Source organism: Sphingomonas sp. BK580 (assembly GCF_014194975.1).
Classification (GTDB): domain Bacteria; phylum Pseudomonadota; class Alphaproteobacteria; order Sphingomonadales; family Sphingomonadaceae; genus Sphingomonas.
The window spans coordinates 127483-143094 of the sequence record NZ_JACIAY010000001.1; the positions used below are offsets into that span (position 1 = coordinate 127483).

Sequence of the window (15612 nt, forward strand, 5' to 3'; positions counted from 1 at the left end):
TGAGGGCGGAGAGATGACCCATCTCGCACGCGAGATCGACCGCCACCCGCGCGCCTCACTCCAGCTCGAGGATCACCTGGTCCACCGCCAGGCTGTCGCCCGCGGCCGCGTTGACGGTCTTCACCGTCGCGCTCTTCTCGGCGCGCAGGATGTTCTCCATCTTCATCGCCTCGACCACGGCGAGCGGCTGCCCCGCCTCGACCTTGTCGCCCGCCGCGACATCGAGTCGGACCAGCAGTCCGGGCATCGGCGCGATCAGGAACTTGGACAGGTCGGGCGGCACCTTCTCGAGCAGATGCTGCGCATAGGGCGCGACGCGGGCGGGCAGCACGCGGGCGACATGGCTGGCGCCACGCGTGGTCATCCTGAAGCCGGTACGCGTCGGCGCGATCCGCACCGACAATCGCGCCTCGTCTGCCAGCTCCGCCTCGATCAGCCGGTCGCCGGGCGTGTACTCGATGCCGATCTCCAGCGGTTCGCCGTCCACGCCGATCGCGTCGGGCGAGACGTGGACGGCGTGATCGACACCGCCGATCCGCACCACCCAGTCGGCGGGCGGCTGGAGACGATGCCCGAGCTGGCCCTCGATCCGGCGCGCGCGATCCGCCTGCGCGGTCGCGGCGAAGGCGGCGATCGCGGCGAGCGCGCGCAAAAGCCCGGCGGAGGCGGGCGCGCCGTGGAAGCCGTCGGGATATTCCTCGGCGATGAAGCCGGTGGTCAGCCGACCCTCGCGGAAGCGCGGGTGCTGCATGAGCGCCGAGAGGAAGTCGATGTTGGTGCCCGGCCCCTCGATCTCGAACGAGTCGAGCGCCGCGATCTGCGCGTCGATCGCCGCCTCGCGCGTCGGCGCCCAGGTGATCAGCTTGGCGATCATCGGATCGTAGAACATGCTGACCTCGCCGCCCTCGGCGACACCGTCGTCGACGCGGACGATGGCCTTGGTGTCGCCCTCGCCCCCTTCGTCATCCCCGCGCAGGCGGGAATCCAGAGACGCAGCGTCCGCGGCTACATCGACGGCATGGGTTATGGATCCCCGCCTGCGCGGGGATGACGCCGGGTGGGGAGCGTCGGTCGCCGCCGGCGGATTGTAGCGTACCAGTCGCCCGATGCTCGGCAGGAAGCCGCGGTACGGGTCCTCGGCATAGACACGATTTTCGATCGACCAGCCGCTGATCCCGACGTCGCTCTGACCGAACGTCAGCGGCTCCCCGGCCGCGACGCGGATCATCTGCTCGACCAGGTCGAGCCCGGTGATCTCCTCGGTCACCGGATGCTCGACCTGCAGCCGCGTGTTCATCTCGAGGAAGTAGAAGCTCTCCCCCGTCGTATCCGCACCGGAGACGATCAGCTCGACCGTGCCCGCGCTGAAATAGCCCACGGCCCGTGCCAGCGCGACCGCCTGCTCGCCCATCGCCTTGCGCATCGCCGGGCTGACGAACGGTGACGGCGCCTCCTCGACCACCTTCTGGTGGCGGCGCTGAACCGAGCACTCGCGCTCGTTGAGGTAGACGATGTTGCCGTGCCGGTCGCCGAGCACCTGGATCTCGATGTGGCGCGGGCTCTCGATGAACTTCTCGATGAAGACGCGGTCGTCGCCGAAGCTGGCCAGCCCCTCGCGCTTGGTCGCCTCGAAGCCCTCGCGCACGTCCTGCTCGCTCCACGCCAGCCGCATGCCCTTGCCGCCGCCGCCGGCGGAGGCCTTCATCATGACGGGATAGCCGATCTCCCCCGCGATCCGCACCGCCTCGTCGGTGTCGGCGATCTCGCCGAGGTAGCCGGGCACGACGTTGACGCCGGCCTGCTTCGCCAGCTTCTTCGACTCGATCTTGTCGCCCATCGCCGCGATCGCGCCGGGCGGCGGGCCGACGAAGGCGATCCCCGCCTCCGTGCAGGCCCGCGCGAAGCTCTCGCGCTCCGACAGGAAGCCGTAGCCGGGATGGATGCAGTCCGCCCCCGTCTCTTTGGCGGCGAGCAGGATCAGCTCGGCCTTGAGATAGCTCTCCGCCGCCGGCGCCGGCCCGAGCCTGACCGCCTCGTCGGCCATCAGCACGTGCGGCGCGCGCGCGTCGGCATCGGAATAGACCGCGACGGTCTGCAGCCCCATCCGCTTGGCGGTACGGAACACGCGACAGGCGATCTCGCCGCGATTGGCGACCAGGATCTTCTTGAACACTGACCTCTCCTGCTGCCCCGCCGCCGCGGACGGGCGACGACGAGCGCTTGTCTCATCCGGCCGACCGCCGCCGCTTATTCCGCCGCCTGTGCCAGCCGGCACTCCGCGGCCATCGGCGTCACGCCCAGCTTGGCGAACAGCGCCGCGTCCTTGTCGTCACCGGCGTTGCCCGCGGTGAGCAGCTTGTCGCCGGTGAAGATCGAGTTGGCGCCCGCCATGAAACACAGGGCCTGGGTCGAGTCCGACATGCTCTCGCGCCCGGCCGACAGCCGCACCATGCTCGCCGGCATCGTGATCCGCGCCACCGCCACGGTGCGAACGAACTCGATCTCGTCGATCTTGGCGAGGGGCGTGTCGGCGAGCATGTCGCCGAGCACCGTGCCCTTGACCGGCACCAGCGCGTTGACCGGCACGCTGCCGGGATGCTCGGGCAGCGTCGCCAGCGCGAGGACGAAGCCGACGCGATCGTCGCGCGTCTCGCCCATGCCGACGATGCCGCCGCAGCAGACGTTGATCCCGGCTGAGCGCACCGCGTCGAGCGTGTCGAGCCGCTCCTGGAAGGTCCGCGTCGTGATCACGTCGCCGTACCGCTCGGGTGAGGTGTCGATGTTGTGATTGTAATAGTCGAGCCCCGCCGCGGCGAGCCGGTCGGCCTGGTGCGGCTCGAGCATGCCGAGCGTCATGCACGTCTCCATGCCCATCGCGCGGACGCCCTCGACCATCGCGACGATCGAGTCCATGTCGCGGTCCTTGGGATTGCGCCACGCCGCGCCCATGCAGAAGCGGGTCGAGCCATTGTCCTTCGCCTGCGCCGCTTTCTGGAGCACGGCGCGCACGTCCATCAGCTTGGTCGCCTTGACCCCGCTGTCGGCGCTGACCGACTGCGAGCAGTAGCCGCAATCCTCCGGGCAGCCACCGGTCTTGATCGACAGCAGGGTGGAGAGCTGCACCTGTCCGGACGCGTGATGCGCGCGATGGACGGTCTGCGCGCGCCACATCAGCTCGTCGAACGGCAGGTCGAAGAGCGCCGCGATCTCCTCGCGTGTCCAGTCGTTGCGTACCGCGCCCGTCACTTCGTCCACTGCATTCCCTTCAACTGCTGCGTCCGCGCGCGGGTCACCTTGGTGAGGCACTGTAGCTGCGCCATCGACTGGAGCGAGCCACCCGCGAACTCGGCCCCCTCTAGCACGCATTGCTTGTCACGGAACGGGAGCCACGCGCGCTGGCTGGCGAGCGCCGCAGCAGCATAGCCGAAGCCACCACCGCGCGACGTGTCGGCGGCGTCGCGCTTCTTCATGCCGGCGTAAAGCGCCCGCCACGCCTGCGTCATCTGCGCGTCGGCCTGTTTGTACGCGGCGCCCGCCTGCTGGTTCATCTGCGCCTGGGTCTGCGCCGCGGCGGGTGTGCAGACGAGGGCGAGCAGGGATAATGCGACGGCCCTCCCCGCCTTCCCGGGCCTAACCCGCGAGCGCGACGACCGTCGCGTGCGAGCCCCGGTCGCTTCCGGACCACGATGCCGGTCGCAGATGACCCGGCCTGCCGCGTCACCGGTGGGATGGACAGAGAACATCACGCGGCCTCCTCGCCGGGCGGCATGTTGTGGCCGAGCAGGCGAAGCACCTCCTCCGCCGCCTGGATCAGGTTCGTGCCGGGGCCGAAGATCGCCTGCACCCCGGCCTCGCGCAACACGTCATAATCCTGCGCGGGAATGACGCCGCCGGCGATCACCTTGATGTCGGCGCGTCCGGCGTCGCGCAGGTGGCCGATCAGCTCCGGGATCAGCGTCTTGTGCCCGGCGGCGAGGCTGGAAGCGCCGACCACATCGACGTCCTGCTCCAGCGCGAGTTCGCTCGCCTCCTTGGGCGTCTGGAACAGCGGACCAGGCACGACCTCGAAGCCGAGATCACCGAACATGCTGCTGACGAGATTGGCGCCGCGGTCGTGGCCGTCCTGCCCCATCTTCGCGACGAGCATGCGGGGCTTACGGCCGAGCCGCCGCTCGGTCGCCGCGACGCCACGCACCAGCCGCGCCCAGCGCTCGTCGTCGGTATAGGCGCCGCCGTAGACGCCCTGCACCGGCTTGGGGTGGGTGCCGAAGCGACCGAACACGTCCTCCATCGCGGCGGAGATCTCGCCCAGCGTGGCTCGCGCGCGAGCGGCGTCGACCGCGAGGGCAAGCAGGTTGGCGTCGCCGCGCGCCCCCTCCCGCAGCGCGTCGAGCGCGCGCTGGCACGCCGCCTCGTCGCGCGACGCCTTCACCGCGGCGATGCGCCGCACCTGCGCCTCGCGCACCGCGACATTGTCGACGTCGAGGATGTCGATCGGCGCCTCGTCCGCGAGCCGATATTTGTTGACGCCGACGATCACGTCCTCGCCGCGATCGACCCGCGCCGCGCGCGCCGCCGCGGCCTCCTCGATCATCGCCTTGGGCCAGCCCGCCGCGACCGCCGTTGCCATGCCGCCCTCGCGCTCGACGCGCTCGATGATCGCCCAGGCGCCGTCGACCAGGCTCTTGGTGAGGCTCTCGACGTAATAGCTGCCGCCGAGCGGATCGACGACCTTGGTCATCCCCGTCTCTTCCTGCAGCACGATCTGCGTGTTGCGCGCGATCCGCGCGGAGAAGTCGGTGGGCAGCGCGATCGCCTCGTCGAGCGCGTTGGTGTGGAGCGACTGGGTACCGCCCAGCATCGCCGCCATCGCCTCGATCGTGGTGCGCATCACGTTGTTGTACGGGTCCTGCTCGGTCAGCGACACGCCGCTGGTCTGGCAGTGGGTGCGCAGCATCTTGGAGCGCTCGTCCTTCGCGCCGAGCTGCGTCATCGCGCGATGCCACAGCACCCGCGCGGCGCGCAGCTTCGCCACCTCCATGAAGAAGTTCATGCCGATCGCGAAGAAGAAGCTCAACCGGCCAGCGAACTTGTCGATGTCGAGCCCGCTGGCGACACCGTACTTCACATAGTCCATGCCGTCGGCGATGGTGAAGGCGAGTTCGTGGAGCTGCGTCGCCCCCGCCTCCTGCATGTGATAGCCGCTGATCGAGATGCTGTTGAACTTGGGCATCTCACGGCTGGTATAGGCGAAGATGTCCGAGATGATCCGCATGCTCGGTTCGGGCGGGTAGATGTAGGTGTTGCGGACCATGAACTCCTTGAGGATGTCGTTCTGGATGGTCCCGTCGAGCTTGGCGCGATCGACGCCCTGCTCCTCGCCGGCGACGATGAAGAAGGCGAGGATCGGGATCACCGCGCCGTTCATCGTCATGCTGACCGACATCTGGTCGAGCGGGATGCCGTCGAACAGGATCGTCATGTCCTCGACGGTATCGATCGCGACCCCCGCCTTGCCGACGTCGCCGGTGACGCGCGGGTGGTCGCTGTCGTAGCCGCGGTGGGTGGCGAGATCGAAGGCGACGCTCAGGCCCTTCTGTCCGGCGGCGAGATTGCGCCGATAGAAAGCGTTCGACTCCTCCGCCGTGGAGAAGCCGGCATATTGGCGGATCGTCCACGGGCGCCCCGCGTACATCGACGCGCGCACGCCGCGGGTGAACGGCGCGAAGCCGGGCAGACCCGGGTCCCAGCCTTCGACATCCTCCGCGGTGTAGAGCGGCTTGACGTCGATCCCCTCGGGCGTGTGCCAGGTCAGGTCCCTGCCCTTCGCCTCTCTGGCGGCGGCAGCCTGCCAGTCGGCGTGGCGCGGACGCGGGGTCGGTTCCGGCACCCCATCGGGAGCGCGCGTGCTGCCGGCGTCCTCGCCGATGTTGCGCTCGATCTCGGCCATGTCAGACGCCCCTGAACGCGGGTGCGCGCTTCTGGAGGAAGGCCATGCCACCCTCGATCGCGTCGGCGGTGCCGCGCATCGCGCGCTGGTCGTCCGCCTCGCGCGCGAGCGCGCTCGCCAGATCGCTCTCCATCGCGGCGTGCAGGCCGCGCCGGATCGTGCCGAGCGCGACGGTCGGCCCGGCGGCGAGCCGCTCGGCCAGCGCGAACGCCGCGGCGTCGAGGTCGACGTCCGCCACCAACTTGTGGATCATGCCCCAGTCGAGCGCCTTCGCGGCGAGCACCCGCTCGCCCAGCAGCATCATCTCCGCGGCGCGCGCGCGTCCGATCAAGCGCGGCAGCAGCCAGCTCGCGCCGCCGTCGGGCACGAGCCCGATGTTGACGAAGGCCTGGAGGAAATAGGCGGTGTCGCCGGCGACGCACAGGTCGGCGGCGAGCGCGAGGCTGCACCCGATCCCCGCCGCCGGTCCGCGCACCGCGCTCACCACCGGTACGCGCGCCCCCGCGACAGCGAGGATCGCGGGATTGTAGGAGTCGGTCAGCGCCGCGTGAGTCGCTGCGCCGGGATCGTCGCTGGTCAGCGCCCCCGCACCGACGTCGGCGCCCGAGCAGAAGGCCCGACCCGCCCCCCGCAGGAGGACCGCGCGTGCGTCGCCGAGATCGGCGAACGCGGCGGTGATCGCCTCGAACATCGCGGGCGGCGCGGCATTGAGCCGGTCGGGCCGGTTGAGCGTGAGGACGAGCACGTCGCCGCGCCGCTCGGTCAGGATCATCGCCGGCTCAGTCATGCGGGTCTCCACGTGGCGTCTCCATCAGCTCGACGAGCACGCCGCCCATATCGCGCGGGTGGACGAACACGATCGGCGTGCCGTGCGCGCCGATCCGCGGCACGCCCAGCACCGTCGCCCCCTGCGCGGTGAGATGCGCCACCGCGGCGTGGATATCGGCCACCTCGAAGCAGACGTGGTGCTGCCCGCCCGCCGGGTTCTTCCGCAGGAAGCCGGCGATCGGCGAGCTCTCGTCATAGGGCTGGATCAGCTCGACCTGCGTGTTGGGCGCATCGATGAAACAGACGCGTACGCCCTGCGCGGGCAGGTCGAACGGCTCAGCGATCGCCGCGGCGCCGAGCAGCGCACGGTATATCTCGACCGAGCGCTCGATCGAGGGTGTCGCGATGCCGACATGGTTGAGGCGGCCGAGGGTCGACGTCACCGTCATTCCTCGATCCGGCGACGCGCATTCGCCATCGCCGCGCCCTCGATCACGCCTTCGAGCCTGCTGACTCGATCGCGGACGACAGCCAGCGCCTCCGTCATGCCGGCGAGATCGCTCGCCATGCGACTCATCCGGCCGTCAAGTTGGTCAAGCCGCGACTGGATCAGAATAACCTGCCGCAGCGCGTTGAACGCGTCCCCTAACGAACTCATCGACGCACACCCATCTCGCGCAGGAAGGCATCCACCGTGGCGTGGCTCTCATCGAGCGTGGCGATCATATGATCGATCGATTCTGACATCTTCGGAATGGCTCGGTTCACTTCCGCCACCAGCGCGGCGAGTTCGGCGCTCTCCTCGGCGCTGGGGCCGCCGATATATTGTGACGTCGCCTCCCGCACCACTTGGCCGACTGACATGCCGCTCGCGCGCGCGAACGTGTCGAGCGCCGCTTTGTGATCGGGGGTGGTCAGAAACGTCACACGCTCTGTCTGCATCGCCTGACTCCTTCACATACGCTTGTAATGTGCCGAGGCGCTGCTCACAAAGGAATGTTGTCGTGCTTCTTCCACGGGTTCTCGAGGCTCTTGCCGCGCAGCTTGCGCAGCCCCAACGCGATGCGGCGACGGGTCGAGTGCGGCTGGATCACCTCGTCGACGAAACCCTTGCTCGCCGCCACGAAGGGGTTGGCGAAGCGCGCCTCATACTCCGCGGTCCGCTCGGCGATCTCCTCGGGCGTGCGGCCGCGGAAGATGATCTCGACCGCGCCTTTCGCCCCCATGACCGCGATCTCGGCGGTGGGCCAGGCATAGTTGAGGTCGCCGCGCAGATGCTTGGACGCCATCACGTCATAGGCGCCGCCATAGGCCTTGCGCGTGATCACGGTGATCTTGGGCACGGTCGCCTCGGCATAAGCGAACAGCAGCTTCGCGCCGTGCTTGATGATACCGTTGTGCTCCTGCGCCGTCCCGGGCAGGAAGCCGGGGACATCGACGAAGGTCACGATCGGGATCTCGAAGGCGTCGCAGAAGCGCACGAAGCGAGCCGCCTTCTTCGAGCTGTTGATGTCGAGCACGCCCGCCAGCACCATCGGTTGGTTGGCGACCACGCCGACGGTGCGCCCCTCGATCCGGCCGAAGCCGCAGAGAATGTTGGCCGCATGCGCTGGCTGCACCTCGAAGAAGTCGCCCTCGTCGATCACTTTGCGGATCAGCTCGTGCATGTCGTACGGCTGGTTGGCGTTGGCGGGGACGAGGGTATCGAGGCTCGGCTCGATCCGGTCCCAGGCGTCGGCGGTCGGTCGCTCGGGCGCCGGCTCGCGGTTGGACGCCGGGAGGAAGTCGATGAAGTCGCGCGCCGCGAGCAGCGTCTCGATGTCGTCCTCGAAGGCGACGTCGGCGACGCTGGTCTTGGTGGTGTGGGTGACCGCGCCGCCCAGCGCCTCCTGCGTCACCACCTCGTTGGTCACCGTCTTGACCACGTCGGGGCCGGTGACGAACATGTAGCTCGAATCCTTCACCATGAAGATGAAGTCGGTCATCGCCGGCGAGTAGACCGCACCGCCCGCGCAGGGGCCCATGATCAGGCTGAGCTGCGGCACGACGCCCGAAGCGAGCACGTTGCGCTGGAACACCTCGGCATAGCCGCCGAGGCTGGCGACCCCCTCCTGGATGCGCGCGCCGCCGCTGTCGTTCAATCCGATCACCGGCGCGCCGACCTTCATCGCCATGTCCATGATCTTGCAGATCTTCTGCGCGTGCCGCTCGGATAGCGAGCCGCCGAACACGGTGAAGTCTTGGCTGAACACGAACACCAGCCGCCCGTTGATCGTGCCCGATCCGGTGACGACGCCGTCGCCCGGGATCACCTGGCCCGCCATGCCGAAGTCGACGCAATTGTGCTCGACGAACATGTCGACCTCTTCGAAGCTGCCCTCGTCCAGCAGCACGTCGAGCCGCTCGCGCGCGGTCAGCTTGCCCTTGGCGTGCTGCGCGGCGACGCGCTTCTCGCCGCCCCCGGCGCGGGCGGCGGCGCGGCGGCGTTCCAGCTCGGCGATGGTCGAGGACATGCAGCTCTCCCGTGACGTGCCGCGTCGTCCTGCCCGCCGCCGCACGCCCGCGCAAATGCGAAGTTGCGAACTTGCGAAGCATTGTCTTGCGAACTACGCCGGCGCGATGAGGCAGCGGCTCTACGCCGGCGCCGCGTTGCGCGACCTGCGCCGCGCCGCCGGACTCACCCAGCGCGCGATGGCGCAGCGGTTGACGTTGTCGGTGAGCTATCTGTCGCAGCTGGAGAGCGACGAGCGCCCGCTCACCGGCGCGGTGCTCGCCGCGCTCGCGCGTCACTTCCCCGCCGCGCTGGCGCAGATCGAGGGCGAGGTGCCCGCGCGCCGGCTCACCGCGCTGGCGCAGGCGCTGGCCGATCCCGCCGTCGCATCGATGCCGCCCGACGAGGTGGCGCGGCTTGCCGAGCAGAGCCCCGACCTCGCCGACCGACTGATCGCGCTCCACGCCGCCAAGCGCGCCGCCGACGCGCGCGCCGCGCTCGCCGAGGAGGCGATGACCGCGGGGGCCGGCGCGCGGCTGCCATGGGAGGCCGTGCGCGACTGGTTCCACGAGGCAGGGAACTACATCGACCCGCTCGACCGCGCCGCGGAGGTGCTCGCCGGCGCTCAGGGCGGCACGGGTGACGTCGAGTGGGTCGAGGCGGCGTTGGCCGACCGCGGCGTGACGATCGCGACCGACCAGCATGACGATGCCCCGCTCGCGCGCTTCGACGGCGCGCGGCTGAGGCTCGCCGCCGCGCTGCCCGCCGAGAGCCGGCGCTTCCTGATCGCGCACCGGCTCGCCGCGCTCGCCTTCGCCGCGCCGATCGCCGCCATCGTCGCCGCCGCGCCGCTCGCGCAGGAGGAGGCGCGGCGGCTGCTCGCCACCGGGCTGGCCAATTACGCCGCGGGCGCGCTGCTGATGCCGTACCGGGCCTTCCGCGCCGAGGCCCGCCGCGTCCGGCACGACATCGATCGGCTCGCGCGCCGCTTCGCCACCAGCTTCGAGCAGACCTGCCACCGCCTCTCCACGCTGCAACGACCCGGTGAGGAGGGCATCCCCTTCTACTTCTGCCGCGTCGACATGGCGGGCAACATCACCAAACGCCACTCGGCGACGCCGCTCCAGTTCGCGCGGTTCGGCGGTGCCTGCCCGCTGTGGCATGTCCACGAGGCGGCCGCGATCCCCGATCGCATCCTGGTCCAGCTCGCCGAGACCCCCGACGGCGCGCGCTACGTCTCGCTCGCCAAGGGGCTGGTCAAGCCGTCGGGCCAGTTCGCGCGCAGCCCACGGCGCTACGCCGTGCTGCTCGGCTGCGAGGCGCGCCACGCCGCCGATTTCATCTACGCCGACGCGGTCGATCGCGGCGGTGCGGCGACACCGATCGGCATCAGCTGCCGCCTGTGCCCGCGCGCGGATTGCGACCAGCGGGCTTTTCCGCCGACCGATCGGGCAATCCTGGTCGATACGGCGGAGCGGCGGGCCGTGCCGTATCGCGTGGTATAAGCGGAAGGGGACGAGCGACGCCGGGCTCGACGCGGCTCCTCCTGCCGTTACCCCGGTCTCGGTCCGGGATCGACCTGCCCGTCGGAGCAACGATCGCCGACTAAGCGGCACGGTGGATCCGGACGGAGTCCGGGATGACGTGACCGGAACGCGCATCGACGCTTAGTCATTGATCCGCGTCAGTCGGCCGCCCTGGCAGGGAACGCCCCGCCCCGCTCGCCCGTATCCCTTCCACCAGTCACCCGCGGGAGAACGCATCCATGGCGCTCAGCCCGCGCCTGTCCGGCCAGGTCGCGGCGCGCGCGCATCACTCGCCAGCCGCCAGGGTATTACGCAAGATCGAGCCCTTCTTCGCGATCGGCCAGGTCTCGGGCGGGCCGCTGCTGCTCGCATCCTTGGTCGCGCTGATCGCGATCAACTCGCCGTGGAGCGCCGATTACGCCCGGCTGTGGGACCGGCCGCTGCGGGTGAGCTACGGCAGTTGGGCGATCGAGCGCTCGGTCGCGGAATGGGTGAATGACGCGCTGATGCCGCTGTTCTTCCTGATCATCGGCACCGAGGTGAAGCGCGAGTTCGTCAAGGGTTCGCTGAGTTCCTGGCAGACCGCGATCTTCCCGGTCGCGGGTGCGATCGGCGGGCTGGTGGTACCGGTCGGGCTCTACCTCGCCTTCAACTACGACACGCCGACGCAGCACGGCTGGGGCGTGGTCGCCGCGATGGACACGGCCTTCAGCCTCGCGATCGTCGCGATGTTCACCACCCGGCTGCCGCCGGCGGTGCGCGCGGTGCTGCTCGCCTTCGCCGCGATCGACGACGTCTTCGGGCTGCTCGTGATCGCGGTGGCTTATACCAGCGCGCTCCACATACACTTCCTGCTGCTCGCCGCGGCGGGGTACGGCGCGATGATGGTGCTGCTGCGGCTTCGCTGGGTGGCACCGATCCTCTACATCGCCTGCGGACTGGTGGTGTGGGTCGGCGTGCTCGGCTCGGGTGTCCACCCGACGATCGCGGGTGTGGCCATTGGGCTGCTGCTGCCGACCAGCTCGCGTCTCTCCGAGAGACGTTTCGTCGAGCGCGTGCAGAAGCCGGTCGATCAGCTCAAGGCGGCGCAGGCGGCCGCCGATCGCGCGCGAGACGAGGAAGAAGCCGAGCAATACCGCGAGAAAGCGCAGCAGCGCCTGGGCTATCTGCACGAGATGGCGGCGGCGACCGACGAGGCGGCGGAGCGGCTGGTGCGCATCCTCACACCCTGGGTGTCGTATATCGTGCTGCCGCTGTTCGCGCTGTCGAACGTGCGGATCCACTTCTCGCCGACGCTGGTCGGCGACGCGATGCGATCGCCGCTCGCACTCGGGATCGTGGTCGGGCTGGCGCTGGGCAAGCCCGTGGGCTTCCTCTCGGCGACGTGGCTGGCGACGCGGCTCGGCCAGGCGCGGCTGCCCGACGGCGTGACGTGGCGGATGGTGCTCGGCATCGGCGCGGTGGCGGGGATCGGCTTCACCATCTCGCTGTTCATCGCCGAGCTCGCCTTCGCCGAGGCTGAGCTGACCGAGATGGCCGCGCTCGCGGTGCTGGCGGCGTCGCTGGTGTCCGGCCTGTTCGGTTACGGCGTGCTGTGGCACGCGGCCTCTACGGCGAAGGCGGATGCAGGGGAGGCCGCGCACTAACCCAGGGCAGCGTGTCCGTGCGCGCCCGTTCGTGCACCCGGCGGGTTAGGACAGCGAACAGCAGGAGTGTCCCCTATGTCCGACGATCGCGCCAACGCCGGCGAGGGCGCCGACCCAGCCGCCGACATCGACCAGCAGAACGACGGCACCACGACGGAGGATCTCGCCGAGCGCGGCACCGGCCAGGGCCCCGCAGGTGCGGGCGAAGGACCTGACGCGGGCGCGAACGGCGAGGCGGTCGACGAGGACGAACGCGACTGAGGGTTCACGCGACGACGTGACGACGCGAGACGGAAGACGAATGATGGTGGCGCGGAGACGCGCAGGCGCGGCGATGTCTCGTCGTCCCCGAGACCGCCACCGCGACCGCTCCTCGCGGAGGTGAGAGCCGCGAGGGTTTGCCGGCGCGCCATCTCCGCGCCACCGCGCCCTAGCGTGAACCAGCCTACGCCGCCTCCTCATACGGCACGCCCGCCGCCGCGGCGAGCAGCCGCTTCTCCAGCGCGCGTTGCCGCGCCCCCGTCGCGAGCTTGTCGCCGGTGAGGTCGGTCAGGTAGAAGACGTCGACCGCGCGCTCGCCATAGGTGGCGACATGCGCCGAGTGGATCGTCACCTTCGACAGGAACAGCGCGTGCGCCAGCTGGTTGAGCAGCGCCGGCCGGTCGCGCGCCGCCACCTCCACCACGGTGAAGCGGTTGGACGCCTTGTTGTCGACCAGCACGTTGGGCTCGATGCGGAAAGCGTCGGCGCGCGCGCGCGGCAGCGGCTTGGCGCGCAGGCGGTCGGTCAGCTTGCCGCGCCCCGCCAGCGCGTCCTCGATCGCGGTCTTGAGCCGCTCGAGCTGCCCGGCCTCGTCGAAGGGGCGGCCGAGCGGGTCCTGCACGAGGAAATTGTCGAGCGCCATGCCGTCGCGGGTGGTGTGGATGCGCGCGTCGATGATGTTGCCGCCGGCGACGTGGATCGCGCCGGCGATGCGGCTGAACAGCCCGGGATGATCGGCGGCATAGACCGTCACCAGCGTCGCGCCGCGCTCTGGATAGACCTGCGCGTCGATCGACAGCAGCGCGTCGCCCGCGCGCGCGACGAACGCGGCGTTGTGCGCGAGCACGTCGCCCGGCTCGGCGATCCAATAGGCCTCGGGCAGGCGGTGCGCGTAGGCGGCGAGCTCGGCCTCGCTCCACCCCATCGCGGCGCGCAACCCGTCCTGCTTGGCGAGCAGCCGCTCGCCGCGTCCCTTCTGCTTGTGGCCGAGCCGCAGCACCTCCTCGGCGCGGTCGTAGAGGTCGCCGAGCAGCTGGCCCTTCCAGCCGTTCCAGGTCGCCGGCCCCACCGCCTTGATGTCGACCACGGTGAGCACCAGCAGCAGCCGCAGCCGCTCGGGGCTCTGCACCACCTCGGCGAAGTCGAGGATTGTCTTGAAGTCGGTGAGGTCGCGGCGGAAGGCGGTGGCACTCATCAGCAGATGGTGGCGCACCAGCCAGGCGACCGTCTCGGTCTCTGCCGGGGTGAGCCCGAAGCGCGGCCCGAGCCGCTCCGCCACCTCGGCGCCCAGGATCGAGTGGTCGCCGCCGCGCCCCTTGGCGATGTCGTGGAGGAACACCGCGACGTACAGCACGCGGCGCGACACGATCTGCTCGATGACCGCGCTGGGCAGCGGGTGCTCCGCGGCGAGCTGCCCGTGCTCCAGCCGGCTGAGCAGGCCGAGCGCGCGGATGGTGTGCTCGTCGACGGTGTAATGATGGTACATGTCGAACTGCATCTGCGCGACGACACGGGCGAAGTCGGGCACGAACTGGCCCAGCACGCCGGCCTCGTTCATCCAGCGCAACGCCAGCTCGGGATCGGCGTCGCCGGCGAGCAGCTCGAGGAACGAGGCGTTGGCGCGCGCGTCACGCCGCACCGCCGCGGCCAGCTTGGCGTCGCGCGTGGCAGCGCGCATCGCGAGCGGGTGGATCTCCTTCGCCTCGCGCGCGGCGAGCGCGAACAGCTCGACCAGCCGCACCGGATCGGCGCGGAGGAAGGCGTCGTCGGGCAGCGCGATCCGGCCGCCGTCGACGGTGAAGCCGTGGAGCTTGCGCGGCGCGCGGCGCAGCCGCGGCAGGCCGTAGCGCCGCTTCGGCGCGAACCGCTCCTCGAGATGCGCCAGGAACAGCCCGGTGAGCGAGCCCACCGCCTTGGCCTGGAGGAAGTAGAATTGCATGAAGCGCTCGACCGCCGGCTTCCCCGGCCGCGCGGCGTAGCGCATCCGCTCCGCGATCTCGCGCTGATAGTCGAAGGTCAGCCGGTCCTCGGCGCGCCCGGCGATCAGGTGGAGGTGGCAGCGCACCGCCCAGAGGAAATTGTCCGCGCGGTGGAAGGCGCGATACTCGGCGCGGGTGAACAGGCCGATGTCGACCAGGTCGGCGGCGCGCTGCACGTCATAGACATATTTGCCGATCCAGAAGAGTGCGTGCAGGTCGCGCAGCCCGCCCTTCCCCTCCTTGATGTTGGGCTCGACGACGTAGCGCGTGTCGCCCATGCGGACGTGGCGCGCGTTGCGCTCGGCCAGCTTGTCGGCGATGAACTGGCGCTCGGTGCCGTGCCGCACGTCGTCGCGGAAGCGCCGCGCCGCCTCGGCGTAGAGGTCCTCGTCGCCCCAGACATAGCGCCCCTCCAGCAGCGCGGTACGCACCGTCACGTCGGCTTTGGCCTGGCGCACCATCTCGTCGAGCGAGCGGCTGGAGTGGCCGATCTTCAACCCGAGGTCCCAGAGCGTGTAGAGCATCGACTCGATCACCTGCTCGGCCCAGGGCGTCTGCTTCCCCGGCGTCAGGAAGCCGATGTCGACGTCGGAGAAGGGCGCCATCTCGCCGCGGCCGTAGCCGCCCACCGCGATCAGCAGCAGCCGCTCACCCGCGGTGGGATTGTGGACCGGGTAGAGCCGCTGAGTCGTCACCTCGGCGAGCACGATCAGCAGCTGATCCACCAGATAGGCCTGGGCGTTGGCGGCCTCGAGTCCGCGCGACGGCGTCGCGGCGAGCCGGCGGGCGATCTCGGCGCGGCCGGCATCGAGCGCCTCGCGGAGCAGCTGGCTCAGCCCGCGGCGCAGCGTGGCGGGGTCGTTGCCCGGCAGCGCCGCGGCGGCCTCGGCGAGCGCGCGACGGCTGACGATCGCACGGCGGTGGGGGAGATGGTCAAAGCGCCCGGTCATGCGCGCTCTCATAGGGTGCGAGCGTCAGCGAGTCGCCCCCC

General features: G+C 70.2%; 13 protein-coding genes. 3 read left to right on the forward strand and 10 right to left on the reverse strand.

What is annotated here, in order from left to right:
- Positions 1-55 precede the first annotated feature (55 nt).
- From FHY05_RS00655 to FHY05_RS00695, 9 genes are all read right to left on the reverse strand, one after another.
- Positions 56-2173, reverse strand: a complete 2118-nt coding sequence (locus FHY05_RS00655) for an acetyl/propionyl/methylcrotonyl-CoA carboxylase subunit alpha (protein ID WP_183942506.1) — start codon at positions 2171-2173, stop codon at positions 56-58.
- Between the two features lie 74 nt (positions 2174-2247).
- On the reverse strand, positions 2248-3255 hold the full coding sequence (bioB, locus tag FHY05_RS00660; protein WP_183942507.1) for a biotin synthase BioB: 1008 nt from the start codon (positions 3253-3255) through the stop codon (positions 2248-2250).
- On the reverse strand, positions 3243-3596 hold the full coding sequence (locus FHY05_RS00665) for a lysozyme inhibitor LprI family protein (RefSeq protein WP_409321552.1): 354 nt from the start codon (positions 3594-3596) through the stop codon (positions 3243-3245). The genes bioB and FHY05_RS00665 overlap by 13 nt, the downstream gene beginning before the upstream one ends.
- A gap of 146 nt (positions 3597-3742) precedes the next feature.
- Entirely contained in the window at positions 3743-5950 is a 2208-nt protein-coding gene (gene scpA / locus FHY05_RS00670; protein ID WP_221190929.1) for a methylmalonyl-CoA mutase, read from the reverse strand.
- A 1-nt stretch (position 5951) separates the two neighbouring features.
- The gene (locus FHY05_RS00675; protein ID WP_183942508.1) at positions 5952-6737 is read right to left on the reverse strand and encodes an enoyl-CoA hydratase-related protein; all 786 of its coding nucleotides are present in this window, start codon (positions 6735-6737) and stop codon (positions 5952-5954) included.
- Positions 6730-7161 (reverse strand): methylmalonyl-CoA epimerase, encoded by a 432-nt coding sequence (mce, locus tag FHY05_RS00680; RefSeq protein WP_311732332.1) that lies wholly within the window; start codon positions 7159-7161, stop codon positions 6730-6732. The genes FHY05_RS00675 and mce overlap by 8 nt, the downstream gene beginning before the upstream one ends.
- A 2-nt stretch (positions 7162-7163) precedes the next feature.
- Positions 7164-7286: a hypothetical protein gene (locus FHY05_RS22360; RefSeq protein WP_260181071.1), complete on the reverse strand. Its 123-nt coding sequence runs from the start codon at positions 7284-7286 to the stop codon at positions 7164-7166.
- 86 nt (positions 7287-7372) lie between these two features.
- Positions 7373-7660, reverse strand: coding sequence for a hypothetical protein (locus FHY05_RS00690; protein WP_183942511.1), 288 nt, complete (start codon positions 7658-7660; stop codon positions 7373-7375).
- A 44-nt stretch (positions 7661-7704) separates the two neighbouring features.
- Entirely contained in the window at positions 7705-9231 is a 1527-nt protein-coding gene (locus FHY05_RS00695) for an acyl-CoA carboxylase subunit beta (protein WP_183942512.1), read from the reverse strand.
- Between the two features lie 106 nt (positions 9232-9337).
- Between FHY05_RS00695 and FHY05_RS00700 the strand changes: the two genes are divergently transcribed.
- The 3 genes from FHY05_RS00700 (at position 9338) to FHY05_RS00710 (ending at position 12642) form a co-directional block, all read left to right on the forward strand.
- Complete coding sequence (locus FHY05_RS00700) at positions 9338-10714, forward strand: short-chain fatty acyl-CoA regulator family protein (protein ID WP_183942513.1); 1377 nt, start codon at positions 9338-9340, stop codon at positions 10712-10714.
- A 260-nt stretch (positions 10715-10974) separates the two neighbouring features.
- Entirely contained in the window at positions 10975-12381 is a 1407-nt protein-coding gene (gene nhaA, locus FHY05_RS00705; protein WP_183942514.1) for a Na+/H+ antiporter NhaA, read from the forward strand.
- A 75-nt stretch (positions 12382-12456) separates the two neighbouring features.
- Positions 12457-12642 (forward strand): hypothetical protein, encoded by a 186-nt coding sequence (locus FHY05_RS00710; protein WP_183942515.1) that lies wholly within the window; start codon positions 12457-12459, stop codon positions 12640-12642.
- Between the two features lie 184 nt (positions 12643-12826).
- On the opposite strand, the gene FHY05_RS00715 is transcribed toward FHY05_RS00710, so the two are convergent.
- Positions 12827-15571 (reverse strand): [protein-PII] uridylyltransferase, encoded by a 2745-nt coding sequence (locus FHY05_RS00715; protein ID WP_183942516.1) that lies wholly within the window; start codon positions 15569-15571, stop codon positions 12827-12829.
- Between the last annotated feature and the right edge of the window lie 41 nt (positions 15572-15612).